Source organism: Streptomyces sp. NPDC000983, from assembly GCF_040299205.1.
Lineage (GTDB): Bacteria > Actinomycetota > Actinomycetes > Streptomycetales > Streptomycetaceae > Streptomyces.
The window spans coordinates 66,236-91,664 of record NZ_JBEPBM010000007.1 but is presented as its reverse complement, the minus strand read 5'-3'; the positions used below and the strand labels follow the sequence as shown (position 1 = coordinate 91,664).

Below are 25,429 nucleotides of genomic sequence, written 5' to 3'. Positions count from 1 at the left end.
CGTGCGACCGTGCACAGGTCCACATTGAACGCCGCTCAAACTTTCGGGCGGCCGATCAAGGGAGACCAGCCATGCCGATGGAACAGCGGGGCGTCGACACCATCCCCGAGGGGGAACGCACCAGCGGGCCCCGTGACCTCGTCTCGATCCTGCTGGGCTCGAACCTCTGCCTGGGTGTGATCGTCTTCGGCTGGCTGCCGCCCTCCTTCGGCCTCGGCTGGTGGGCCTCGGTCAGCTCGATCCTGGTGGGCACGGCCGTCGGCACGGTCCTCACCGCGCCGCTCGCCCTGATCTCCCTGCGCACGGCGACCAACCTCTCCACGTCGTCCGGCGCCCAGTTCGGGGTGCGCGGCCGGCTCGTCGGCTCGGTCGTCGGACTGCTGCTGGCCCTCGGCTACACCGCGCTGACCGTGTGGATCGGCGGCGACGTGATGCTCGGCGCCCTGAACCGCCTCTTCGGCCTGCCGGTGAACGACGTCTCCTACGGCGTGGTCTACGGGCTGCTCTCCGCGGCCACGGTCGCCGGCGCGGTGTACGGGTACCGGGTGCTGCTCGCCATGTCCCGCGTCCTCGCGGTCGGCATGACGGCACTGCTGCTGCTCGGCGTCCTCGCCTACGCCCCGGACTTCACCACCGCCGCGCTCCCCGAGGCCGGCGGCCATCTGCTCGGCGGGTTCTGGCCGACCTGGGCGCTGGCCACGGTCGCCGCCGGTCTGTCGGGGCCGATCGCCTTCATCACCCTCCTGGGCGACTACACCCGCTACATCTCCCCCGCCCGCCACTCCTCGCGCCGGGTGCTGCGCGCGACCTGGCTGGGCCTGGCCCTCGGCCTGCTCGTCCCCCAGCTCTTCGGCACCTTCACGGCGTTCGCGGCGCGCGCGGCCCTGGACTACGCCGGTCCGCTGGTGGACGCGGCGCCCTCCTGGTACCTGGTGCCGCTGCTGCTCGCCGCCTGTGCAGGCTCGGTCGGCAACGCGGGGCTGATGCTGTACTCCATGGGCCTGGACCTGGACGCCATCCTGCCCCGCGCCTCCCGGGCCACGGCCACCTGCGCGGTCGCCGTCGTCGCCACGGCCTGCGTCTTCGTCGGCCACTACGCCTCCAGCGCGCAGGACGCGATGACCTCGTTCGTCCTGCTGCTGACGGCGATCGGCACACCCTGGGCGGTCATCACCCTGATCGGCTTCGCCCGCTGCCGGGGCGGGTACGACGCCGAGGCCCTCCAGGTCTTCAACCGCCGCTCTCGGGGCGGGATCTACTGGTACCGGGGCGGCTGGAACATCGCGGCGACGGTGTCCTGGGCGCTGGGCGCGACGGTGGGCGTGCTCGCGGTGGCGCTGCCGTCGTACGAGGGGCCGCTGCTGGCGCTGACCGGCGGGGTGGACTGCAGCTTCCTGCTGTCGGGGCTGGTGGGCGGCGCGGCCTACCTGGTGTCGGTCCCGGGCACGGTTCCCGCGGAGGTGGGGGTTCCGGGGCGTCCGGTGCTCGAGGACGAGGCCGTATAGGCCGATGCGGGGCGGCGGCCCCTGGGCGCCCGCATCGGCGACGGTCTCGTCCGGAGCTCGACAGCGAGGCCGTACAGACCGAAGCGGGCGTCCGGAGGCGGCAGCCCCTTAACGCCCGCTTCGATGCCGCTCGTCTCAGTCGCCCAGGGGGTGCATCCAGCCGTGCCGGTCCGCCGCCGTGCCGCGCTGGATGTCCAGCAGGGCCTGGCGCAGCTTCAGCGTGACCTCGCCGGGCTCGCCGCCGCTCTGCTGCCACTGGGCGCCGGTCCGCTTGACCGTGCCGACCGGGGTGATCACCGCGGCCGTGCCGCAGGCGAAGACCTCGGTGAGGGAGCCGTTCTCCGAGTCGCGCTGCCACTGGTCGACGGAGATCCGCCCCTCCTCGGCCGTGTACCCGAGGTCACGGGCGACGCCGAGCAGGGAGTCGCGGGTCACGCCCTCCAGGATGGACCCGGTGAGCGTCGGGGTGACGATGCGGTCGCCGTAGACGAAGTACAGGTTCATGCCGCCGAGTTCCTCGACCCACGTGCGCTCGACCGCGTCGAGGTAGCAGACCTGCGCGCAGCCCTCGGCCGCCGCCTCCGCCTGCGCGAGCAGCGACGCGGCGTAGTTGCCGCCGGTCTTGGCGTCGCCCATGCCGCCGGGCACCGCGCGGACGTGGTCCTCGGAGACCCAGATGGAGACCGGCTTCACGCCGCCGGGGAAGTAGGCGCCGGCCGGGGAGGCGATCACCAGGAACAGGTACTCGTTGGCCGGCTTCACGCCGAGGCCGACCTCGGTCGCGATCATGAACGGGCGCAGGTAGAGGGACTCCTCGCCGCCGTGCGCCGGGACCCAGGCCGAGTCCTGCCTCACCAGCGCGTCGCACGCCTCGATGAACGTCTCCACCGGCAGCTCGGGCATGCCCAGGCGCCGGGCGGAGGCCTGGAAGCGCTTGGCGTTCTTGTCCGGGCGGAAGGTGGCGACGGAGCCGTCGGGCTGGCGGTACGCCTTGAGGCCCTCGAAGATCTCCTGCGCGTAGTGCAGGACCATCGTGGCCGGGTCGAGGGAGAGCGGCGCGTACGGGACGAGCTGCCCGTCGTGCCAGCCGCGGCCCTCGGTCCACTTGATCGTCACCATGTGGTCGGTGAAGTGGCGGCCGAACCCGGGGTCGGCCAGGATCGCCGCGCGCTGTGCGTCGGCGAGCGGGCTGGCGGAGGGCTTGAGCTCGATCGTGGGCGTCGTCATGTAAGTGTCCTTCGCTTCCTGGCGAACGGCTGGGCAGCGTCCGGTCGTCCGGCCGGGGGTCCGGGGGTCGCCCCCCGGGGAATGCGGTTACCGGTGGATGTGGCAGGGCCGCACACGCCCCGTACTGCCCGTGGCCAGTGCTAGGACGTCCGAGCATTCCCTCATTTCGCGGCTCCGCGTTCGATTATCGCGCGCGGCCTGCCGTGGACGAAACGGCGTGAATGCGGCCCAGGTGAAGATGGTGGCACCCGGCGGCGGACATGGGGAAGCCGCCGGGCACGAAGTGACCCGGCGGCTTGGAGCGCGGCAGGGTCAGCCGGCTACCCGTACGACGAGGGCGTCGCCGATCTCCGTGGTGGAGCGGGCGGGCTTGCCGGTGCGCTCGGCGAGGTCGGCGGAGACCGCCTCGTCGATGCGGGCCGCCTCGGCGTCGTAGCCGAGGTGGCGCAGGAGCAGGGCGACGGACAGGACCGTGGCGGTGGGGTCGGCCTTGCCCTGGCCGGCGATGTCCGGCGCGGAGCCGTGGACCGGCTCGAACATCGAGGGGAAGTCGCCGGCGGGGTTGATGTTCCCGCTGGCGGCGACGCCGATGCCGCCGGAGACGGCCGCGGCGAGGTCGGTGATGATGTCGCCGAAGAGGTTGTCGGTGACGATCACGTCGAAGCGCTCGGGCTGGGTGACCAGGTAGATGGTCGCCGCGTCGACGTGCATGTACTCGGTGGTGACCTCGGGGAACTCCTCGGCCACCTTGTTGAAGACGTTCGTCCACAGGTGACCGGCGAAGGCCAGCACGTTGTTCTTGTGGATGAGCGCCAGCTTCTTGCGCGGCCGCGCCTGGGCGCGGGCGAAGGCGTCCCGGACGACCCGCTCGACACCGAAGGCCGTGTTGACGGAGACCTCGGTGGCGACCTCGTGCGCGGTGCCCTTGCGGATGGTGCCGCCGTTGCCCGTGTACGGGCCCTCGGTGCCCTCGCGGACGACGACGAAGTCGATCTCCGGCTCGCCGGCCAGCGGGGTGGCGACACCCGGAAGGAGCTTCGACGGACGCAGGTTGACGTGGTGGTCGAAGGCGAAGCGCAGCTTGAGCAGGAAGCCCCGCTCCAGGACGCCGGACGGGACCGAGGGGTCGCCGATGGCGCCGAGCAGGATGGCGTCGTGCTTCTTGAGCGCGTCGAGGTCGGCGTCGGTGAGGGTCTCACCGGTGGCGTGGTAGCGCCGGGCGCCGAAGTCGTACTCCTCGGTCTCCAGCTTCACGTCCTGCGGCAGGACGGCGGAGAGGACCTTCAGACCTTCGGCCACGACCTCCTGGCCGATGCCGTCACCGGGGATCACTGCGAGATTGATGCTGCGAGACATGTCGGCGACCCTACTCCTCGTCCCATGGAATGACATGCGCTGTCCGCCATACGGACATCCGGTCCGCGGTCGCCCCATCGTGTCGGTCTCCGTTCACCCGTACGCCCCACGGGCGTTGGGCTTCGCTGGGAAGTTCTCCAGCATGGACCTCCCCGACATCGGCGTTCCGCCGCGGCTCGCCCGCCGGATGAGCATGGCCGAGCAGTACGAGTACGCGCGCACGAAGCTCACCCGGCGCCGGGCGCTGGTGACGGCGGGGGCGGTGGCGGGCGGCCTGCTGACCGGCTGCTCGGGGCCGGGGGCACCGGCGGCGGGGCCCACGGCCACCTCGAAGGTGCCGGGTTCGGCGGTCACGCCGTTCGGCCGTCATCTCGCCTTCGGCGCCGATCCGCGGACCGCGATGCGCGTCTCCTGGCAGGTGCCGGCCGCGGTGAAGCGGCCCTACGTGCGGATCGGCGCGCGCCCCGACGAGCTGGGCGCCAAGGTGGCGGCGGAGATCCGCGCCCTGCACACCCCGGGGGTGCGGGGGGTGCGCCTCGCGCTCGACCAGTACTACGTGCACGCGGCGCTGGACGACCTGCTGCCGGACACGACGTACTACTACGGCGTCGGCCACGACGGCTTCGACCCCGCCTCGACGGAGCACCGCGCGAGCGTCGTCCCCTTCCGCACCGCTCCGGCGAGCCCCGGTCCCTTCGTCTTCACGGCTTTCGGGGACCAGGGTGTCAGCGACGCGGCCGAGGCCGGCGACCAGCTGGTGCTGCGTCAGAAGCCCGCCTTCCATCTGCACGCCGGTGACATCTGCTACGCCAACGCCAAGGGCCGGGGCACCGAGGAGGACGGCTACGACCCCGGGTTCTGGGATCTGTTCCTGAAGCAGAACGAGCAGGTCGCGCGGTCGGTGCCGTGGATGGTGACCACCGGCAACCACGACATGGAGGCCTGGTACTCGCCGGACGGCTACGGCGGCCAACTGGCCCGCTTCAGCCTCCCGGACAGCGGCTTCGACCCGCGGACGGCGCCCGGGGTCTACTCCTTCGTCTACGGCAACGTCGGCGTCGTCGCGCTGGACGCCAACGACGTGTCGTACGAGATCCCCGCCAACCTCGGGCACACCGGGGGCCGGCAGACGAAGTGGCTGGCCGGGCGGCTGCGTGAGCTGCGCGCGACGGAGGGGGTGGACTTCGTCGTCGTCTTCTTCCACCACTGCGCCTACTCGACGTCGACGCACGCCTCGGACGGCGGGGTGCGCGCGGAGTGGCTGCCGCTCTTCGCCGAGCACCGGGTGGATCTGGTGATCAACGGCCACAACCATGTGTACGAGCGGACCGACGCCATCAGGAACGGCGAGGTGGGCCGCCCGGTGCCGATCGGCGGGGCCACGGATCCGTCGCGGGACGGGACCGTGTACGTGACGGCCGGCGGGGGCGGCAAGGACCTGTACGGCTTCCCGCCGGGCGTGGCGGAGAGCTACGAGGGCCGGGTGAAGGACCTGGAGTCGGTCGACACCTTCCACTGGACGCGGTCACGGAACGCCCGGAAGGAGACCGTGGAGTGGTCCCGGGTGCGCTACCGGGGCTTCTCGCTGCTCAAGGTGGAGGCCGAGAGCGGCGCGCGGCCCCGGCTGAAGGTGTCCGCGCTGGCCCACGACGGCAGGCGGGTCGACCATTTCGAGGTGCGGCGCGGCGCGTAGGGCCGCGCCGCACCTCGCGCGGGTCGCGGCTCCCGGCGCTGTGGGGACCGGCTCAGTGGCCGGTGGAGCCGCCGTTGTCACGGCGGTCGAGCGCGCGCTGGAGCGCGGCGGCGGCGTTCTTGCGGTCGGACTCGTTCGCGGGGGTGAGGTGACGCACTCGGCGGGCGGTCGTCTCGGCCATGGGAAATCGACTCCTTCGAAATCAGGGAGTGCGGAAGGGGGGTTACGAGACGCCGGGTGGGGCGGGGAGCGGTGCCGCAGGGGTTGCCTGCAAGGGGCCCGGCTCACATCCGCCGTTCGCTTGATCGAGCGACACGTTCGGCTCCTACAAAGTTAAGGGAGCCCACCGCTTCTGTCTCCACAATTACTCGGACTTCCTACTATCTGAGACGGTCCGCGCCCACACCTAACCTTTAAAAGTCACTTGACTGGTTAGATGCGGGCGGGTCACGATGCCCGTATGACCACCCACCGGGTTCACCACCGCTCCACCACCGTCCGCGGGTACGAGATCCACTACCGGGAGGCCGGGCCGAAGGACGCGCCCGTGCTCCTGCTGCTGCACGGCTTCCCCAGCAGCTCGCACATGTTCCGCGAGCTGATCCCGCTGCTCGCCGACGGCTACCGGGTGATCGCCCCGGACCACCTCGGCTTCGGCCGCTCGGCGACGCCGTCCGCCGCGGAGTTCCGCTACACCTTCGAGGAGCTGGCCTCGATCACCGGAGAGTTCACCGAGCGCCTCGGTCTCGCGCGGTACGCCCTCTACATCCAGGACTACGGCGCCCCGATCGGCCTGCGCCTGGCCCTGGCCCACCCCGAGCGGGTCACCGCGATCGTCACCCAGAACGGCAACGCCTACGAGGACGGCCTGGGCGCCGAGGCCTGGGCGCCGGTGCTGGCGCTGATCGCCGAGCGCAACGAGAGGACCGAGGCGGCCGTACGGGAGATCTCCAGCCCCGACGGCATCCGGTGGCAGTACCTGCACGGCGTGCCCGAGGACCAGCACGACCTGGTCAGCCCCGACGCCTACGAGCGGGACGCGGCCGACATGGCCCGCCCCGGCCAGTCGGAGATCCAGCTCGACCTGATCTCCGACTACGGCTCCAACTTCGCCCTGTACCCGGCCTTCCACGCGTACTTCCGCGAGAGCCGGGTGCCACTGCTCGCCGTGTGGGGCGGGCACGACGAGATCTTCGTCCCGGCCGGGGCGCTCGCCTTCCGGCGGGACCTGCCCAAGGCGGAGATCCACCTGCTGCCGACCGGCCACTTCGCCCTGGAGACGCACGGGGCGCAGATCGCCGCGCTGATGCGGGACTTCCTGGGCCGGACCGTGGGCGCGGGTGCCGGGGAGCAATGACCGCGTGGGCGCGGATCGCCCACACGGCTGATCCTCCCCGCGCCGCACCGCCCCCGGCGGCGACCGGGGAACACCTGACCTCATGACCGACACGCAGCAGGTGTTCCTCGAAGGCGGACCGGACGACCTCCCCGAGCGGATCGTCCCGGTCCCGGCCCCCGGCCCCGACGTCAAGATCGAGCTCCGCAACGGCTACGAGCACTTCCGCCCGACCTCGCGCTCGGCGGACACCCCCGCGGGCGCCCTCCCCGTCTACGAGTGGTGGGAGCGCACCGAGATGCCCGGGTGAGCCGGGCCCGCTACGCGTGAAACCGCCCCCGGTCCGGAGGGGGGATCCGGAGCGGGGGCGGGGTTCACGGGACGGGCGGGCGCCCGTCGCGGGGGGGGTCAGCCCATGTGCGGGTAGCCGTAGTCGGTCGGCGGGACCAGCGTCTCCTTGATGGCGCGGGTCAGCGTCCAGCGCATCAGGTTCTGCGGGGCGCCGGCCTTGTCGTTGGTGCCGGAGGCACGGCCGCCGCCGAAGGGCTGCTGGCCGACGACGGCGCCGGTCGACTTGTCGTTGATGTAGAAGTTGCCGGCCGCGTAGCGCAGCTTCTCCATGGTGTACGCCGTCGCCGCGCGGTCGGCGGAGATGACCGAGCCGGTCAGGGCGTAGTCGGAGACCGACTCCATCTGGGTCAGCATCTCGTCGTACTGGTCGTCCTCGTAGACGTGCACGGCGAGGATCGGGCCGAAGTACTCGGTGGTGAACACCTCGTTCTCCGGGTCGGCGCACTCGATGACGGTCGGGCGGACGAAGTAGCCGACCGAGTCGTCGTAGGTGCCGCCCGCGACGATCGTGCAGGCCGGGTCGGCCTTGGCGCGGTCGATGGCCGCCTTGTTCTTGGCGAAGGACCGCTCGTCGATGACCGCGCCGATGAAGTTCGACAGGTCGGTGACGTCACCCATGGTCAGGTAGTCGACCTCGGCCGCGAACTCCTCCTTGAAACCGGAGTTCCAGATGGAGGCCGGGATGTAGGCGCGGGAGCTCGCCGAGCACTTCTGGCCCTGGTACTCGAAGGAACCGCGGGTCAGGGCGGTCTTGAGCACCGAGCGGTCCGCCGACGGGTGGGCGACGACGAAGTCCTTGCCGCCGGTCTCACCGACCAGGCGCGGGTACGAGCGGTACTTCTCGATGTTGGTGCCGACCGTCTTCCACAGGTACTGGAAGGTCTTGGTGGAACCGGTGAAGTGGATGCCGGCCAGGTCGCGGTGGTTCAGGGCGACCTCGGAGACGGCGATGCCGTCGCCGGTGACCAGGTTGATGACGCCCTTGGGCAGACCGGCCTCCTCCAGCAGCCGCATCAGCAGCACGGCGGCGTGGGTCTGGGTCGGGGACGGCTTCCACACGACCACGTTGCCCATCAGGGCCGGGGCGGTCGGCAGGTTGCCCGCGATGGCCGTGAAGTTGAACGGGGTGATCGCGTAGACGAAGCCCTCCAGCGGGCGGTGGTCCATGCGGTTCCACACGCCCGGGGAGTTCGCCGGGGGCTGCTCGGCGAGGATCTGGCGGGCGTAGGCGACGTTGAAGCGCCAGAAGTCGACCAGCTCGCAGGGGGTGTCGATCTCGGCCTGCTGGGCGGTCTTGGACTGACCGAGCATGGTGGAGGCGGCGAGCGTCTCGCGCCAGGGGCCGGAGAGCAGGTCGGCGGCGCGCAGGATGATCGCCGCGCGGTCGTCGAAGGACATCGCGCGCCAGGCCGGGGCGGCGGCGAGGGCCGCGTCGACGGCGTCCTGCGCGTCGGCCTCGGTGGCGTTGCGGTAGGTGCCGAGCACGGCCTTGTGGTTGTGCGGCTGCACGACCTGGAAGGCCTCGCCGCCGCCCATCCGCTTCTCGCCGCCGATGGTCATCGGCAGGTCGATCGGGTTGTCGGCCAGCTCCTTGAGCTTGACCTCCAGGCGGGCGCGCTCGGGCGAGCCGGGGGCGTAGCCGTGCACCGGCTCGTTGACGGGGGTGGGGACCTGGGTCACAGCGTCCATGAGATCCGTAACTCCTTGTACGTGAGCGGGTGTTTCGGGCTCAGCCCTTGCTGACCATCGACCGGACGAAGCTGTGCTCTCCCGGGGGGCGCCCCCCGGACCTCCGGCGGATAGGCCTCTGCGTGAGCGTCATCTCTCAGCCTCGGGTGAGCATGCTGCGGGCGAAGAATCGGAGGTTCGCCGGCTTCTCCGCCAGCCGCCGCATACTGTGCCTTCCCGGGGGACGACCCCCGGACCCCCGGCCGAAAGGCCTCTGCGTGAGCGTCATCTCTCAGCCTCGGGTGAGCATGCTGCGGGCGAAGAATCGGAGGTTCGCCGGCTTCTCCGCCAGCCGCCGCATGAAGTAGCCGTACCAGTCGGTGCCGTACGCTGTGTACACGCGCATGCGGTGGCCCTCGGCCGCCAGGCGCAGGTGCTCCTCGCCGCGGATGCCGTAGAGCATCTGGAACTCGTACTCGTCGAGCTTGCGGCCGGCGCGGTGGGCGAGCTCCTGGGCGATGGAGATCAGACGGGGGTCGTGGGACCCGATCATCGGGTACCCGGAGCCCTCCATGAGGATGCGCATGACCCGGACGTACGCCTTGTCGATCTCACCCTTGTCCTGGTACGCGACCGAGGCGGGCTCCTTGTAGGCGCCCTTGACGATGCGGACGCGGCTGCCGTTCGCGGCGAGGCGGCGGGCGTCGTCCTCGGTGCGGAAGAGGTAGGCCTGGATGACGCAGCCGGTCTGCGGGAAGTCCTCGCGCAGCTCGTCGTGGATGGCGAACATCGAGTCGAGGGTGGTGTGGTCCTCGGCGTCCAGGGTGACCGTGGTGCCGATGGCGGCGGCGGCCTCGACGACCGGGCGGACGTTGGCGAGGGCCAGCTCGTGGCCGCCCTCCAGCGCCTGGCCGAACATGGACAGCTTCACCGACATCTCGGCGCGGGTGCCGAGGTCGAGGCCCTTGAGCCGGTCGATCAGCTCCAGGTACGCGTCGCGGGCGGCCTCGGCCTGCCCGGGCGTGGTGATGTCCTCGCCGACCACGTCCATGGTCAGTTCCAGACCCTTGGCCGTGAGGTCCTCGATGATCGGCACGATCTCGGCGACGGTCTCACCGGGGATGAAGCGGTCGACGACCTGCTTGGTGACCGGGGCCGCCGAGACCAGACGTCGCATCCGGTCACTGCGCGACGCGGCGAGAATCACGGGACCCAGCACGGGGCACCTCCACAAACCATCAGAAACAGGCCGCTTCCCCACGATTCGGGTACGGCACGGAGAACCACCGTGAAATCTAAGGATCCCTCCGATCCTCGGCCATCTACAGCTGTCACGCATCCGCGCCACGGATCTCATACATATGTATGAAGCGGTCGGCCGGATGAGGGAGAATGCCCGGGTGGCGACCGATTACAAGGGTGACTACCAGGAGCTGGTGGACGAGATCTCGGAGCTGCTGGGCGCCCCCGCGACACTGGAGAACCGCGACTTCGAGCTGATCGCCTTCGGCACCTACGACAGCGAGGACGCGCTGGACGCCTCGGCCCTGGACCCGGTGCGCACCCGCTCGATCCTGACCCGGCGCTCCACCGCCGCGGTCCGCAGCTGGTTCGAGGGGTTCGGCATCACCCGCGCGAGCGCCCCCGTCCGCATCCCGCCCACCCCGGAGGCCGGCGTCTACCGCGGCCGGATCTGCCTGCCGGTACGCCATCGGGGTGTCGTCCTCGGCTACGTCTGGCTCCTGGAGGACGACCCCGGCCCCACCGACCGCCAGCTCGCCGCCGCCATGGACGTCACCCCGCGGATCGGCGCCCTGCTCGCCGACGAGGCCCAGCACGGCGCCGACCTGACCCGGGAGCTGCGGGCGGTCCTCACCGCCGAGCGGGACTGGCAGCGGGACATGGCGGTCGCCGAACTCCGGGCGGCCCTGGGCGCGCGCGCCGACTCCCCGCACACGGTCGTCTGCGTGGCGCCCTGGCCGTCGGCCGACGCCGACGACGCCCCCTCGGTGCGGGCGGTGCCGGGCGCGACGGCGCTGTGCACGGTGCCGTGGGGGGCGGCGGGCCACGCCCTGGCCCTGCTGGTCAGGCTGCGCTCCCCCGAGGTGCTGACCCCGGCGACCGGCGCCGCGGGGCGGCTGCTGGAGCGCGCGGAGGGGGCGGGCGCCGGGATCGCGGCCGCCCGGGCCGGGCTGGCGGAACTGGGGCCGGCCTGGCGGGAGGCGTCCGCGGCGGCGCGCGCGGTGCTCGCCGAGCCCCGGCTCGGGCCCGTCGCCGAGTGGGCCGGCATCGGCCCGTACCGGCTGCTGGCGGCGCTGCCCCCGGGAGCGGCGCGGGACACCGCGGTGGCGCCGCTGCTCTCCCCCGCCCACCGCGAGCTGGCCCGGACCGCCGAGGTCTACCTCGACCGGGCCGGCCAGGCCGCCCGCACCGCCGCCGAGCTGGGCATCCACCGGCAGACCCTCTACTACCGCCTGTCCCGCGTCGAACAGCTGACGGGCCTCGACCTGGACGACGGTGAGCACCGGCTGCTGCTGCACATGGTGCTCAAGGCGGCGCGGCTGTAGGGCCTTCTGGCGAATCTCCGCGACGCCAGAGGGACCCCTAGGACTTGCCGGCGGCCGCGATCACCTGGCGCAGCCCCTCGGTGAGCTGCTCCGCGCCGGGGGCGGTCTGGGGGTCGAAGGTCCACTGGGCGATGAGGCCGGTCATCAGGGTCACGTAGAACATGCCGAGGGTGTCGGCGGTCTCGTCCGTGACGTCCTCCTCGCGTCCGCCCATCAGCAGCGGGATCAGCCCGCGTCCGGCCTCGCGCTGCGCGAGGGCGAGGTGGTCGCGGACCTCGGGCAGCTGGTCGCCCATGGCGATGATCTCCACGCTGAGCCGCCAGATCGACCCGGGCTCGCGCATGGTCGCGATGATGTTCGACCACACCTCCTCGAACCGCTCGACCGAGCCCGGCTCGGCGGTGATCCCGGCCTCCCCGTCGCCCTCGAACGCGTCGCCCATCCCCTCGACGAGCGCGATGTACGCCTGTGCGAGCAGGGCGTCCTTCGAGCCGTAGTGGTAGCCGATCGAGGCCAGATTGGTCCCCGACTCCTTGACGATGTCGCGCGCGGTCGTCCGCGCGAAGCCCTTCGCCAGCAGGCAGCTCTTGGCGCCTTCGAGCAGATCCTCACGGTGTCCCATGCGGGCCAGACTACCCCGATCCATACGCACGTCCCATACGTGCGTTCTAGACAGGCGTTTAATACGCGCGTACATTCACCGGCATGACGACGAACCCGACCCCTCCCCCGCGTGCCGGACGGCGCGAATGGACCGCGCTGAGCGTGCTGATGCTGCCGCTGCTGCTGGTCTCGATGGACGTCTCCGTCCTCTACTTCGCGATCCCGGCGATCGGCGCCGACCTGGAGCCGAGCGGCACCCAGCAGCTGTGGATCTTCGACATCTACGCCTTCGTCCTGGCCGGACTGCTGATGACCATGGGCGCGCTCGGCGACCGCGTGGGCCACCGCCGCCTGCTGCTGACCGGCGCCGCGGCCTTCGGCGCCGCCTCCCTGGTGGCGGCGTACGCGGACAGCGCCGAGACGCTGATCGCGGCCCGCGCGGTCCTCGGCATCGGCGGGGCGACCCTGATGCCCTCGACGCTGGCCATCCTGCGCACGATGTTCACCGACCCCGCCCAGCGGGCGAAGGCGATCGGCCTGTGGTCCGGGGTGATGACGGCCGGGATCGCGCTCGGCTCCGTCATGAGCGGCGTGCTCGTGGAGCACTTCTGGTGGGGCTCGGTCTTCCTGGTCAACCTGCCCGCCATGGCCCTGCTGCTGGTCCTCGGCCCGCTGCTGCTCCCCGAGTCGCGCAACCCCGCCCCCGGCCGCTTCGACCTGCTGAGCGTCCCGCTCTCCATGGCGGCCGTACTGCCCGTGATCTACGGACTGAAGGAGATCCCCTCCGAGGGCTGGAACGTCCGCTACGTCGTCTCGATCACCGTCGGCCTGCTCTTCACGGCCCTCTTCGTGCACCGCCAGCGCACGACGGCGTCACCGATGATCTCCCCCGCCCTGTTCCGCGGCCGGGGCTTCGCCCCCGCGGTCGGGCTGAACCTGGTCTCGGCGTTCGGGATCATGGGCTCGGCGTACTTCACCACGCAGTATCTGCAGTCGGTGCTCGACAAGAGCGCGCTGGAAGCGGCCCTGTGGGCGCTGCTGCCCTCGGTGCCGATCGGCGCGGCCGCACCGTTCGCCACCCAGCTGGTGCACAAGGGCGTCGAGCGGGCCCATGTCGTCGCCGCCGGCCTGCTGATCTCCGCGTCCGGCTTCGGGCTGCTGTTCCTGGTCGGGACGGACTCGCTGGGGCTGCTGCTCGCCGGGTGCGCGGCGCTCGCGGTCGGCGGTGTCGTGGCGATGTCCCAGATCATGGACCTGACGATGGGCCTCGCCCCGGTGGAGCGGGCGGGCTCGGCGTCCTCGCTGATGGAGACGGGCTCGGAGTTCGGCGGCGCGCTGGGCATGGCCCTGCTCGGCTCGATCGGTACGGCGGTCTACCGCCACGAGATGCCGGCCTCGGCACCGGAACCGGCCCGCGAGACGCTGGGCGGGGCCCTGGCGGTCGCCGACTCCACGCCGGGCCTCGCGGCGGTCGCACGGGAGGCGTTCACCAGCGGGATGCACGGGGCGGCGGTCGCCGGGGCGGTCGCACTGACGGGGGCGGCGGTGCTCGCGGTGATGTACCTGCCGCGGGAACGCACGAACGCCGGTCGGACCGAGCTGCTCGGTCCGACCGGCGTTCGATGACGGGGGCCGTCCCGGGGGCCTCGGCCCCCGGGCGGCGGGTCAGGCCAGGTTGACCGCTCGCGCGGACGTCGCGCCGATCTCCTCGGCGACCTCGGCCAGCACGGAGGCCGGCACCGTGTCGTCCACGGTCAGCACCGCGAGCGCCTCGCCGCCGGCGACCGCGCGCGAGACCTGCATACCGGCGATGTTGATGCCCGCCTCGCCGAAGACCCGGCCGACGGTGCCGACGACACCGGGACGGTCCTCGTAGCGCAGCACCACCATGTGGTCGGCGAGGGCGAGGTCGACGTCGTACTCGCCGACCGCGACGATCTTCTGCAGGTGCTTGGGGCCGGCCAGCGTGCCGGAGACCGCGACCTCCTCGCCGTTGCCCAGGGTGCCGCGCACGGTGACGACGTTGCGGTGGTCGGCCGACTCCGAGCTGGTCGTCAGCCGCACCTCGACACCGCGCTCCTGCGCGAACAGCGGGGCGTTGACGTAGGAGACCGTCTCGTCGACGACGTCCTCGAAGACACCCTTGAGCGCGGAGAGTTCGAGCACCTTCACGTCGTGCTGGGTGATCTCGCCGTAGACCTCGACGTCGAGGCGGACCGCGACCTCGCCGGCGAGCGCGGTGAAGATCCGGCCGAGGCGCTCGGCGAGCGGCAGACCGGGCTTGACGTCCTCGGCGATGACACCGCCCTGGACGTTCACCGCGTCGGGCACGAGCTCACCGGCGAGCGCGAGGCGCACCGAGCGGGCGACGGCGATGCCGGCCTTCTCCTGCGCCTCGTCGGTGGAGGCGCCGAGGTGCGGGGTGGCGACGACCTGGTCGAACTCGAAGAGCGGGGAGTCCGTGCAGGGCTCCTTCGCGTACACGTCGAGACCGGCGCCGGCGACGCGGCCCTCCTTGAGGGCGGAGTACAGCGCCTCCTCGTCGACGATGCCGCCGCGGGCGGCGTTGACGATGCGCACGCTCGGCTTGACCTTGCGCAGCGCCTCGTCGCCGATCAGACCGACCGTCTCCGGGGTCTTCGGCAGGTGGACGGTGATGAAGTCGGAGACCTCCAGCAGCTCGTCCAGCGACAGCACCTTCACACCCATCTGCGCGGCGCGCGCGGGCTGGATGTAGGGGTCGTAGGCGACGACCTTCATGCCGAAGCCGGACATGCGCTGGGCGACGAGCGCGCCGATGCGGCCGAGGCCGACGACACCGAGGGTCTTCTCGGCCAGCTCCACACCGGTGTACTTGCTGCGCTTCCACTCGCCGTTCTTCAGCGCGGCGTTGGCCTGCGGAATGTGGCGGGCGGTGGCGACGAGCAGACCGCAGGCCAGCTCGGCGGCGGTCACGATGTTGGAGGTGGGGGCGTTGACGACCATCACGCCGGCCTTGGTGGCGGCGGAGACGTCGACGTTGTCGAGGCCGACGCCGGCGCGGGCGACGACCTTCAGCCTGTTCGCGGCGGCGATGGCCTCGGCGTCGACCTTGGTGGCCGAGCGGATCAGGATCGCGTCCACCTCGGCGATGGCCGGGAGGAGTTCCGCCCGGTCGGCGCCGTTGCAGTGGCGGATCTCGAAGTCGGGGCCGAGCGCGTCGACGGTCGCGGGCGACAGCTCTTCAGCGATGAGTACGACGGGTTTCGAGCTCACGTGAGTCCTCACAGTTGCGATGCGGACGGCCGTCCCGACGGCCGCAGGCGGTGGAGGGGGAGCGGCGCCGTGGAGGTCTGCCTGGCATCCCACGGTGTCGCTTGGCCGCGTGGAAGACGCACGACGCTGTGGGCCTGACGCGTATGTTGTGCAGCAGTGTAGTGGCGCCGCGAGCGGCGCTTTGCGCCACTGCGTAAGGATCACCCGTCCGTGGCTGGACAGGCTGGACAACGGGGCCGGAGCGATGTGCTCCGACCCCGTCGCGGAGGGCTTACGCGTCCTCGTTGACCCACGACATGAGCTTGCGCAGCTCCTTGCCGGTGGTCTCCAGCAGGTGCTCGGAGTCCTGCTGCTTGTACTCGTTGTACTTCTTCAGGCCGCCGTGGTACTCGTCCATCCACTGCTGGGCGAAGGTGCCGTCCTGGATCTCGGCGAGGACCTTCTTCATCTCGGCCTTGGTGGCGTCGGTGATGATCCGCGGGCCGGTGACGTAGTCGCCCCACTCGGCGGTCTCGGAGATCGACCAGCGCATCTTCTCCAGGCCGCCCTCGTACATGAGGTCGACGATGAGCTTCAGCTCGTGCAGGCACTCGAAGTACGCGATCTCCGGCTGGTAGCCGGCCTCGGTCAGCGTCTCGAAACCGGCCTTGACCAGGGCGGCGGTGCCACCGCAGAGGACGGCCTGCTCACCGAAGAGATCGGTCTCGGTCTCCTCGGTGAAGGTGGTCTTGATGACGCCGGCGCGGGTGCCGCCGATGCCCTTGGCGTAGGACAGGGCGAGCGCGAAGGCGTTGCCGGTGGAGTCCTGCTCGACGGCGGCGATACACGGAACGCCGCGGCCCTCCTCGTACTGGCGGCGGACCAGGTGGCCCGGACCCTTGGGGGCGACCATGCAGACGTCGACGCCGGCCGGGGGCTTGATGAAGCCGTAGCGGATGTTCAGGCCGTGGCCGAAGAACAGCGCGTCGCCGTCGTTGAGGTTGGGGGCGATGTGCTCCTCGTAGACCTGGGCCTGGATCGGGTCCGGGACCAGGATCATGATGACGTCGGCCTCGGCGGCGGCCTCGGAGGGGGTCACCACGCGCAGGCCCTGCTCCTCGGCCTTCGCCTTGGACTTGGAGCCCTCGTGCAGACCGACGCGCACGTCGACACCCGAGTCACGGAGCGACAGCGCGTGGGCGTGGCCCTGGCTGCCGTAACCGATGACCGCGACCTTGCGGCCCTGGATGATGGACAGGTCGGCGTCGGCGTCGTAGAACAGCTCGGCCACTTTGGGTTCTCTCCTTGTGTGCAGGTGTTGCGTCCCACCGTATGACGGCGGGCGGAAGGGAAGGTCTGGGGTCTCGGCATGCGGGCGGCCGGTGTGTCCCGGCCGCCCGGATCCGTCGTTATGCCGACCGGTCGAGTGCGCGCAGCGACCGGTCCGTGATCGAACGCGCACCACGGCCGATCGCGATGGTGCCGGACTGGACGAGTTCCTTGATGCCGAAGGGCTCCAGCATCTTGAGCATCGCCTCCAGCTTGTCGCTGGAACCGGTCGCCTCGACGGTGACGGCCTCCGGGGAGACGTCGACGGTCTTGGCGCGGAACAGCTGGACGATCTCGACGATCTGGGAGCGCGTCTCGTTGTCGGCGCGCACCTTCACCAGAACGAGTTCGCGCTGAACGGCCGAACCGGGCTCCAGCTCGACGATCTTCAGCACGTTGACGAGCTTGTTGAGCTGCTTGGTCACCTGCTCCAGCGGCAGGTCGTCCACGCTCACCACGATGGTGATGCGGGAGATGTCGGGGTGCTCGGTGACGCCGACCGCGAGCGAGTCGATGTTGAAGCCGCGGCGGGAGAACAGGGCGGCGATCCGGGCCAGGATGCCGGGCGTGTTCTCCACCAGGACCGAGAGCGTGTGCTTGGACATGTTCTGTACGTCTCTCTCGCTCAGTCGTCTTCGTTGTCGCCGAAGTCGGGGCGGACGTCCCGGGCGGCCATGATCTCGTCGTTGGAGGTGCCGGCGGCGACCATCGGCCAGACCATCGCGTCCTCGTGGACGATGAAGTCGACGACGACCGGGCGGTCGTTGATCGAGTTCGCCTCCTCGATGACCTTGTCGAGGTCGGCCGGGTCCTCGCAGCGGATCGCGTAACAGCCCATGGCCTCCGACAGCTTGACGAAGTCGGGGACCCGGGTGCCGGCGCTCGGCTGCTTGCCGTCCGCCTCCGGGCCGCTGTGCAGCACGGTGTTGGAGTAGCGCTGGTTGTAGAAGAGGGTCTGCCACTGGCGGACCATCCCGAGGGCGCCGTTGTTGATGATCGCGACCTTGATCGGGATGTTGTTCAGGGCGCAGGTGGTCAGTTCCTGATTGGTCATCTGGAAGCAGCCGTCGCCGTCGATCGCCCAGACGGTGCGGTCCGGGGCTCCGGCCTTGGCACCCATCGCCGCCGGGACCGCGTAGCCCATGGTTCCGGCGCCGCCGGAGTTGAGCCAGGTGGCCGGCTTCTCGTAGTCGATGAAGTGCGCGGCCCACATCTGGTGCTGGCCGACGCCCGCCGCGAAGATCGTGCCCTCGGGGGCGAGGCGGCCGACGCGCTCGATGACCTGCTGCGGGGAGAGCGAGCCGTCCTCGGGCTGGTCGTAGCCGAGCGGGTAGGTGTCGCGCCAGCGGGAGAGGTCCTTCCACCAGGCCTCGTAGTCGCCCCGGTGGCCCTCGCTGTGTTCCTTCTGCACGGCCTGGATCAGATCCGCGATGACCTCGCGGGCGTCACCGACGATCGGCACGTCGGCGGCGCGGTTCTTGCCGATCTCCGCCGGGTCGATGTCGGCGTGCACGATCTTGGCGAACGGCGCGAAGCTGTCCAGCTTGCCGGTGACGCGGTCGTCGAAGCGGGCGCCGAGGGCGACGATCAGGTCGGCCTTCTGCAGACCGGTCACGGCGGCCACCGAGCCGTGCATACCGGGCATGCCCAGGTGCTGGGGGTGGCTGTCGGGGAACGCGCCGAGCGCCATCAGGGTGGTGGTGACGGGCGCTCCGGTCAGCTCCGCGAGGACCTTCAGCTCCGCGGTGGCCGACGCCTTGAGGACGCCGCCGCCGACGTAGAGGATCGGGCGCTTCGCGGAGGTGATCAGCTTCGCGGCCTCGCGGATCTGCTTGGCGTGCGGCTTGGTCACCGGGCGGTAGCCGGGCAGGTCCATGGTGGGCGGCCAGGAGAAGGTGGTCTGCGCCTGGAGCGCGTCCTTGGCGATGTCCACCAGGACCGGGCCCGGGCGGCCGGTGGAGGCGATGTGGAACGCCTGCGCGATCACCCGCGGGATGTCCTCGGCCTTGGTGACCAGGAAGTTGTGCTTGGTGATCGGCATGGTGATGCCGACGATGTCCGCCTCCTGGAAGGCGTCGGTGCCGATCGCCTTCGAGGCGACCTGCCCGGTGATCGCCACCATCGGCACGGAGTCCATGTGCGCGTCGGCGATCGGGGTCACCAGGTTGGTGGCGCCGGGTCCCGAGGTCGCCATGCAGACGCCGACCTTGCCGGTGGCCTGCGCGTAGCCGGTGGCGGCGTGGCCGGCGCCCTGCTCGTGCCGGACCAGGACGTGGCGGACCTTCGTGGAGTCCATCAGCGGGTCGTACGCCGGGAGGATCGCACCGCCGGGAATGCCGAACACGGTGTCGGCGCCGACCTCCTCGAGAGAGCGGATGAGGGACTGCGCACCCGTCACGTGCTCGGGCGTGGACTGCTGTCCTCCGGAACGGGGCCGCGGCTGCGGATGATGGGCCCCGGTGGCCTGCTCGGTCATCGGCATTCTCTTCTCGATGCTGAGGGTTTTTGCGAAGTTTGTACGGTGTACGACTGGTGCTGGTGCAACAAAAAACCCCTCGTGCCGTAAGGCAAGCGAGGGGAGCGCGCCGGAGTGGGAAGCTGAGCGGTCAAGGGGCTCAGCGTCAGCCGACGCGCTTTCCAAGTACGAGAATTCGGGTGCGCATGGCACTGACCCTCCCCCCGGCACGCACCGCGTGTCAAGGTGGTGGGACGGGAGTCTCAACATGTGGGCGACGCCGCGGCCCGCCCGGGCATGCCGTGGGCACACCCGGGGCGGACCCAACCGCCCCGGTCCCGTGCGAGATCGCCCTCACCTCCCGGGCGCCGCGGTCGGGGTGGAGGCCACGATCGCGCTCAGCCCGTCGGGCCTGCGCGGGCCCGTGCCGTCGCCGTCCGCGGAGCGTGCCGAGCCCCATCCGCCCTCGATGGCGACGCGCGCCTTGGGCTCGCTCGCGAGGCCGGCGAAGGCGGGCTCCACCGGTCCGTGCGGGACCGGATACCGGCCGGATCCGAGCGCCCTGCGCAGCCGGTACTCGTCCAGCGGGCCGGAGAACGCCATGCCCAGTCCATGGGTGCAGCCCATCGCGCGCAGCGCCACCACCTGCTCGGGCAGATCCACTCCGTCGGCCACCGAGAGGAGCCCCAGATCGCCGGCGATCCGCAGCAGACCGCTGGTGATCTTGTGCAGCCGGGCCGACTCCACGACTCCCTCGACCAGCCCGCGGTCCAGCTTGAGGACGTCGACCGGGAGCCTGCGCAGCGCGACGATCGCCGCGCTGCCGGTGCCGAAGCCGTCCAGCGCGATCCGGACGCCCATTCTGCGCAGCGCCGCCAGCCGGCGCTCCAGCTCGTCCAGTCCGACCCGTACGTCGGTGTCGGCCACCTCGATGACCAGCGAGCCCGACGGCAGGGCGTGCCGGGTGAGCAGGGCCTCGATCGAGTCCAGCGGCATCCCGCGGTCCAGCAGCCGGCGTGCGGTCATCCGGACGCTCACCGGCATCGTGAGCCCCGTGGCGCAGCGCTCGGCGGCCTGCTCGACGGCCTCGTGGAGCATCCACCGGCCCAGCTCGGCGGTCCGGTCGCTGTCCTCGGCCACCCGCAGGAACTCGGCCGGTGTGTACAGCACGCCTTGCGAGGACCGCCAGCGCGCCTGCGCGGACACGGCCGTGATCCGGCCGTCGTCGAGACGCACCACCGGCTGGTGCAGCAGCGCGAACTCGCCGTCGTGCAGCGCGGCCCGCAGCCGGGTGACCAGCTCCGCCTTGCGTACGACGTCCTGCTGCATCTGCGGCTTGTACAGCTCGACCCGGCCCTTCCCGGCGGCCTTGGCCCGGTACATCGCGAGGTCGGCGTTGCGCAGCAGCTCGCCCGCGCCGAGGCCGGGCTCGGCGAAGGCGACGCCGATGGAGGCGGCGACCCGGACATCGTTGCCGTCGATGACGTACGGCTGGGAGAGCGTGACCCTGAGACGGTCGGCGAGTTCCAGGATGTGCCGTTCGCGGGCGGTGCGGTCCCGGGTGCCGTCTCCGACGATCAGGGCGGCGAACTCGTCGCCGCCGAGTCTGGAGGCGGTGTCGCCGTGCCGCACCGCCTCGTGGAGCCGTCGGGCGGCCTGCACGAGGAGTTCGTCCCCGGCCTGGTGCCCGATGGTGTCGTTGACGGCCTTGAAGCCGTCGAGGTCGATGAAGAGGACGGCGGTGCCGCGCAGGGCGGCCCCCCGGTCGGAGGCGCGGCGGCCGGAGAGGGCCTGCTGCACCCGCTTGGTGAACAGGGCGCGGTTGGGCAGGTCGGTGAGCGGGTCGTGCTCGGCGTTGTGCTGGAGCTGCGCCTGGAGGCGCACCCGCTCGGTCACGTCCCGGCTGTTGAAGATCAGGCCGCCGTGGTGCCGGTTGACGGTGGACTCGACGTTCAGCCAGCCGCCGTCGCCGGAGCGGAACCGGCACTCGATGCGCGTGGTGGGTTCCTCGGGTGGGGCGGCGGCGAGGAAGCGGCGCACCTCGTGCACCACGCAGCCCAGGTCCTCCGGGTGGATGAGGTTGGCGAGTTCGGTCCCCACCAGCTCCTCCGCGGGGCGGCCGTAGACGCCGGCCGCGGCCGGGGAGACGTAGCGGAGGATGCCGTTCGGGGCGGCGATCATGATGACGTCGCTGGAGCCCTGCACCAGGGAGCGGAAGTGGTTCTCCTTCTGCGCCAGTTCCTGGGTCAGGGTGATGTTGTCGAGCAGCATGATGCCCTGGCGCATCACCAGGGCGAGCACGACGGTGCCGCCGGTGATGAGCACGACGCGGTCGACGCTGCGGCCGTTGAGGACGTTGTAGAGGATCCCCAACGTGCAGACGGCGGCGGCGAGATAGGGCGTGAGGGCGGCGAGCGAGCCGGCGATCGGGCGGGCCACCGGGTACCGGCCGTGATCGCCTCCCGGCGCGGGCGGATGCGGGTGGTCGCCGCCGCGCTCGCCCGGCGGGTGCTCGCGGGCCGCGCGCGCGTACCGCTCGCCCTCCTGCCGCTCGCCCTCCTGCCGCTCGCTCTCCTGCCGCTCGGCCTCGTCGGCGCGGGGTGTGGCCCAGGGGGCGTAGGCGAGCAGCAGCGAGCCCGCGAACCAGCCCGCGTCGAGGAGTTGGCCGGAGCGGTAGTCGTTGTGCATCAGCGGCGAGGTGAACAGGGCGTCGCACATCACGGTCAGCGCGAGGGCGCCGATCGCGGTGTTGATCGCGGTGCGGTTCACCGAGGAGCGCCGGAAGTGCAGCACGAGCACCATGCTGACCAGGGCGATGTCCAGCATCGGGTAGGCCAGCGACAGCGCGGTGTGCGCCACGCTCGCCGCCTCCGACTGCGCGGCGGTCTGCGCGAGGGCCAGGCTCCAGGAGAGGGTGAGCAGGGAGCCGCCGATCAGCCAGGCGTCCAGGCCGAGGCAGACCCAACCCGCCTTGGTCACCGGGCGTTTGGCGAGCACCAGCAGCCCCACGATGGCCGGCGGGGCGAAGCAGAGGAAGAACCCGTCCGCGTAGCTGGGGCTGGGCACGGGCTGCCCGAGGACGACCTCGTACCACCCCCAGACCAGATTGCCGAGGGCCGCCATCAGCGAGGAGAGGCCGAACAGCAGCCAGGCGGGACGGAAGCGGATACGGCGGTCGCGGGCGTAGAGGAAACAGGACACGGCGGCGGCGCCCGCCGCGACACTGAGCCCGAAGTCCCCCATGACCAGGGCGGCTTGCTCCGAACCCCAGCCGAGCGCGGAACCGACGGCGTATCCCGCGCAGACCAGGGCCAGGACGAGTTGGGGCAGCACACCGGTCCCGCCGCCCGAGGACGGGCGCCCGGTCCGCACGCCCGGTACGGGCCGGGCCCGGAACGCCCCGTTGAGGGTGGTCGTGGGGGGCGGCGAGCTCACCGGGCCCTCCCGGTCCGCGCCGCTCCGGGGTCCCGCGGGTCCCGGGGCGCTGGGTGCGTCTGCCTCCGGCGGCCGCCGTGCCTGCGCTGCTGGTGGTGATGGCCGCCGTGCTGGCCGTGCTGGCCTCGTCTGCGCGCGCTGGTGCGCCAGGGTCGTCGGCGGCCCCGCCGCGTCGGATCGTTGGTCCATAGGCCGTGCATCGCCCGTCGCCCCCCTCACAGTCTCACATGTCCGTCCCCGGCGCCGAACGGTGCGCGGCGCAGCCCCTGTCGGGACGATACACCAGTCTCGTCACTCAGGGACATAGGTTCTCTACGCTCCGTGACGACCAGCGAGGATGCGGGTACGGAAAGCGTTCGAGCGGTCGCGGAGGGTACCCGAACCGGATTACGGGGCTGCCGCGTCGGTCGGCGGGCCGCCGGGGGCGCCCGTCGTAAGGATCACGTTGCGCAGCGGCTCCCGGTTCACGAATCGGCTCAACTGATCCGCCAGCAGTCGCTTGGCCCGCGGCGCGAAGGCGGACGTGGGGCCGCCGACGTGCGGGCTGACGAGCACACCGGGCGCCTGCCACAACGGGTGCCCCGGGGGCAGGGGTTCGGGGTCGGTGACGTCCAACGCGGCGGTGATGCGCCCGGTTTCCACCTCCGCGAGCAGGGCCTTCGTGTCCACGACGCCGCCCCGGGCCACGTTGACCAGCAGCGCGCCGTCCTTCATGCGTGCCAGGAAGCCGGCGTCGACGAGGTGCCGGGTGGCCTCGGTGAGGGGCGTGGACAGGACGACGACGTCCGCTTCCGGGAGCAGGGCGCGCAGTTCGGTGAGTGGATGCACCACACCGCGCGCCGTGGTGCGCTCGGAGCGCGCGACGCGCGCCACCCGCGCCACCTCGAAGGGCACGAGCCGGTCCTCGATGGCGGCGCCGATCGACCCGTACCCCACGATGAGGACGTTCTTGTCGGCGAGCGCGGGCCGGAAGCCGCCGAGCCACTCCCCCTTGTCCTGGGCGCGCACGAAGTCCGGGATGCCGCGCAGCGAGGCGAGGATCAGGGCGAGCGTGAGTTCGGCCGTGCTCGCCTCGTGGACCCCGCGGGCGTTGCACAGCGCGACGCCGGGGCGCAGGTGCCGCAGTCCCGGCTCGATGTGGTCGGTGCCGGCGGACAGGGTCTGGACGACCTCGACGGAGCTCATCTTGGGCAGCGGGCGCTGCCCGACGGCCGGTGGCCTCATGTAGGGGACGACGTAGAACGCGCAGGCGGCGGGGTCCGCGGGGAACTCCTCGGCGCCGTCCCAGAAGACATAGTCCGGCCCCTCGGGAAGGCCCTCGATCTCTTCCGGGGGGATGGGAAGCCACACGTCAGCAGTCATGCCCAGGAGGCTATGTCAGGCCGCCGGGACGGCAGAGGTTAGGTTGGGGTGGCGGAAGAGGGAGGGTTACGGCCAGGTGGAGCGCAGGACGATCGGCGCGGCGGCGCTCGCGGTGGGGGCTGTCGGACTCGGATGCATGCCGATGAGCTGGGCGTACAGCGGATCACGGCAGCGTGGGAACGAGTCGCTGAGGGCGGTGCACCGGGCGCTGGACCTGGGCTCGACGCTGCTGGACACGGCGGACATGTACGGGCCGTTCACCAACGAGCTGCTGCTGGGGCGGGTGTTGAAGGAGCGCCGGCCGGAGGCCTTCGTGTCGACCAAGGTCGGACTGCTGGTCGGCGAGCAGCACATCGTGGCCAACGGCCGCCCCGGCTACGTGAGACGGGCCTGCGACGCCTCGCTGCGGCGGCTCCAGACGGACGTGATCGACCTGTACCAGCTGCACCGCGCGGACCCCGAGGTTCCGGTCGAGGAGACGTGGGGTGCGATGGCGGAGCTCGTCCAGGCGGGAAAGGTACGGGCGTTGGGCCTGTGCGCGGTGGGCGCGCGCGGCGGGCGCCGGTCCGGTGCCGGGCTGCACGACTCCACGCTGCGGCAGTTGCGGCGGATGCAGCAGGTCTTCCCGGTCGCCGCGGTGCAGGCGGAGCTGTCGGTGTGGTCCCCGGAGGCGCTGGACGCGCTGCTGCCGTGGTGCGCGGCGCGCGGGATCGGGTTCCTGGCCGCGATGCCGCTCGGCAACGGCTTCCTCACCGGCACGCTGACGCCGGGCGAGGGCTTCGAACCCGACGACCTGCGCGCCCGGCACCCCCGTTTCACGGCGGAGATGATGGCGGCCAACCAGCCGATCGTGGCCGGGCTGCGCCGGGTCGCCCGCCGGCACGGGGCGGAGGTCGCGCCGGCGCAGGTGGCGCTGGCCTGGGTACTGGCCCAGGGGCCGCATGTGGTGCCGGTGCCCGGGGCGAAGCAGGAGCGGTGGGTGGCGCAGAACGCGGGGGCGGCGGGGCTGCGGCTCACGGCGGAGGATCTGGCCGAGCTGGGGGCGCTGCCGGGGGCCCGGGGGTCTTGGGACTGAGGGGCTTGGGGTCTTGGGGTCTTGGGGTCTTGGGGTCTCGGGACTGAAGGGCTTGGGGTCTTGGGGTCTTGGCGTCTTGGGACTGAAGGGCTTGGGGTCTTGGGACCGAAGGGCTCGGGGTCTTGGGACTGAGGGGGCGCCGGGGGCGGGTTCTCGTCGGGACCTCGTCCGGCGCCCGCCCGGAACCGGCCCGCTCGGAACTCGTCGGTCGGCGGGACCGGGGCCGGCCGTGG

At 71.6% G+C, this 25,429-nt stretch carries 19 protein-coding genes; 7 read left to right on the top strand and 12 right to left on the bottom strand.

Annotation, left to right across the window (positions count from 1 at the left end; genetic code table 11):
* Positions 1 to 71 precede the first annotated feature (71 nt).
* Positions 72 to 1,505, top strand: coding sequence for a cytosine permease (locus ABT296_RS10300; RefSeq protein ID WP_351925358.1), 1,434 nt, complete (start codon positions 72 to 74; stop codon positions 1,503 to 1,505).
* A 135-nt stretch (positions 1,506 to 1,640) separates the two neighbouring features.
* Here the strand turns inward: ABT296_RS10300 and ABT296_RS10295 are convergent, their stop codons facing one another.
* Positions 1,641 to 2,732 carry a branched-chain amino acid aminotransferase gene (locus ABT296_RS10295; RefSeq protein WP_351925356.1) on the bottom strand — a complete coding sequence of 364 codons (1,092 nt, stop codon included), beginning with the start codon at positions 2,730 to 2,732 and terminating at the stop codon, positions 1,641 to 1,643.
* Positions 2,733 to 3,044: 312 nt separating this feature from the next.
* Positions 3,045 to 4,088, bottom strand: coding sequence for a 3-isopropylmalate dehydrogenase (locus ABT296_RS10290; protein ID WP_351925354.1), 1,044 nt, complete (start codon positions 4,086 to 4,088; stop codon positions 3,045 to 3,047).
* A 142-nt stretch (positions 4,089 to 4,230) separates the two neighbouring features.
* Between ABT296_RS10290 and ABT296_RS10285 the strand changes: the two genes are divergently transcribed.
* On the top strand, positions 4,231 to 5,781 hold the full coding sequence (locus ABT296_RS10285) for a purple acid phosphatase family protein (protein ID WP_351925352.1): 1,551 nt from the start codon (positions 4,231 to 4,233) through the stop codon (positions 5,779 to 5,781).
* A gap of 52 nt (positions 5,782 to 5,833) precedes the next feature.
* Here ABT296_RS10285 and ABT296_RS10280 read toward each other — a convergent pair whose 3' ends face one another.
* A complete protein-coding gene (locus tag ABT296_RS10280) occupies positions 5,834 to 5,962 on the bottom strand; it encodes a hypothetical protein (protein ID WP_351925350.1) in 129 nt (42 codons plus the stop codon).
* A gap of 279 nt (positions 5,963 to 6,241) precedes the next feature.
* On the opposite strand from ABT296_RS10280, the gene ABT296_RS10275 reads away from it, so the two are divergent.
* Complete coding sequence (locus ABT296_RS10275; protein ID WP_351925348.1) at positions 6,242 to 7,138, top strand: alpha/beta fold hydrolase; 897 nt, start codon at positions 6,242 to 6,244, stop codon at positions 7,136 to 7,138.
* A gap of 82 nt (positions 7,139 to 7,220) precedes the next feature.
* Complete coding sequence (locus ABT296_RS10270) at positions 7,221 to 7,427, top strand: DUF5988 family protein (protein WP_351925346.1); 207 nt, start codon at positions 7,221 to 7,223, stop codon at positions 7,425 to 7,427.
* Positions 7,428 to 7,525: 98 nt separating this feature from the next.
* On the opposite strand, the gene pruA is transcribed toward ABT296_RS10270, so the two are convergent.
* Together pruA and ABT296_RS10260 are read right to left on the bottom strand one after the other, a co-directional pair.
* Positions 7,526 to 9,157, bottom strand: coding sequence for an L-glutamate gamma-semialdehyde dehydrogenase (gene pruA / locus ABT296_RS10265; protein ID WP_351925344.1), 1,632 nt, complete (start codon positions 9,155 to 9,157; stop codon positions 7,526 to 7,528).
* A 271-nt stretch (positions 9,158 to 9,428) separates the two neighbouring features.
* Positions 9,429 to 10,355 carry a proline dehydrogenase family protein gene (locus tag ABT296_RS10260; protein WP_351925342.1) on the bottom strand — a complete coding sequence of 309 codons (927 nt, stop codon included), beginning with the start codon at positions 10,353 to 10,355 and terminating at the stop codon, positions 9,429 to 9,431.
* A 163-nt stretch (positions 10,356 to 10,518) separates the two neighbouring features.
* On the opposite strand from ABT296_RS10260, the gene ABT296_RS10255 reads away from it, so the two are divergent.
* The gene (locus tag ABT296_RS10255; RefSeq protein ID WP_351925340.1) at positions 10,519 to 11,703 is read left to right on the top strand and encodes a PucR family transcriptional regulator; all 1,185 of its coding nucleotides are present in this window, start codon (positions 10,519 to 10,521) and stop codon (positions 11,701 to 11,703) included.
* A gap of 37 nt (positions 11,704 to 11,740) precedes the next feature.
* Here ABT296_RS10255 and ABT296_RS10250 read toward each other — a convergent pair whose 3' ends face one another.
* A complete protein-coding gene (locus tag ABT296_RS10250; RefSeq protein ID WP_351925338.1) occupies positions 11,741 to 12,325 on the bottom strand; it encodes a TetR/AcrR family transcriptional regulator in 585 nt (194 codons plus the stop codon).
* A gap of 83 nt (positions 12,326 to 12,408) precedes the next feature.
* On the opposite strand from ABT296_RS10250, the gene ABT296_RS10245 reads away from it, so the two are divergent.
* The gene (locus tag ABT296_RS10245) at positions 12,409 to 13,932 is read left to right on the top strand and encodes an MFS transporter (RefSeq protein WP_351925336.1); all 1,524 of its coding nucleotides are present in this window, start codon (positions 12,409 to 12,411) and stop codon (positions 13,930 to 13,932) included.
* A gap of 39 nt (positions 13,933 to 13,971) precedes the next feature.
* Here the strand turns inward: ABT296_RS10245 and serA are convergent, their stop codons facing one another.
* The 6 genes from serA to ABT296_RS10215 form a co-directional block, all read right to left on the bottom strand.
* Entirely contained in the window at positions 13,972 to 15,561 is a 1,590-nt protein-coding gene (gene serA, locus ABT296_RS10240; protein WP_351925334.1) for a phosphoglycerate dehydrogenase, read from the bottom strand.
* A 271-nt stretch (positions 15,562 to 15,832) separates the two neighbouring features.
* Entirely contained in the window at positions 15,833 to 16,831 is a 999-nt protein-coding gene (ilvC, locus tag ABT296_RS10235) for a ketol-acid reductoisomerase (protein WP_351925332.1), read from the bottom strand.
* Positions 16,832 to 16,949: 118 nt separating this feature from the next.
* Positions 16,950 to 17,474 (bottom strand): acetolactate synthase small subunit, encoded by a 525-nt coding sequence (ilvN, locus tag ABT296_RS10230; RefSeq protein WP_351925330.1) that lies wholly within the window; start codon positions 17,472 to 17,474, stop codon positions 16,950 to 16,952.
* Positions 17,475 to 17,494: 20 nt separating this feature from the next.
* Positions 17,495 to 19,351: an acetolactate synthase large subunit gene (locus tag ABT296_RS10225; protein WP_351925328.1), complete on the bottom strand. Its 1,857-nt coding sequence runs from the start codon at positions 19,349 to 19,351 to the stop codon at positions 17,495 to 17,497.
* 327 nt (positions 19,352 to 19,678) lie between these two features.
* A complete protein-coding gene (locus ABT296_RS10220) occupies positions 19,679 to 22,759 on the bottom strand; it encodes a putative bifunctional diguanylate cyclase/phosphodiesterase (protein ID WP_351925326.1) in 3,081 nt (1,026 codons plus the stop codon).
* 387 nt (positions 22,760 to 23,146) lie between these two features.
* On the bottom strand, positions 23,147 to 24,121 hold the full coding sequence (locus ABT296_RS10215) for a 2-hydroxyacid dehydrogenase (protein ID WP_351925324.1): 975 nt from the start codon (positions 24,119 to 24,121) through the stop codon (positions 23,147 to 23,149).
* Positions 24,122 to 24,197: 76 nt separating this feature from the next.
* Between ABT296_RS10215 and ABT296_RS10210 the strand changes: the two genes are divergently transcribed.
* On the top strand, positions 24,198 to 25,196 hold the full coding sequence (locus tag ABT296_RS10210) for an aldo/keto reductase (RefSeq protein WP_351925322.1): 999 nt from the start codon (positions 24,198 to 24,200) through the stop codon (positions 25,194 to 25,196).
* Positions 25,197 to 25,429 lie beyond the last annotated feature (233 nt).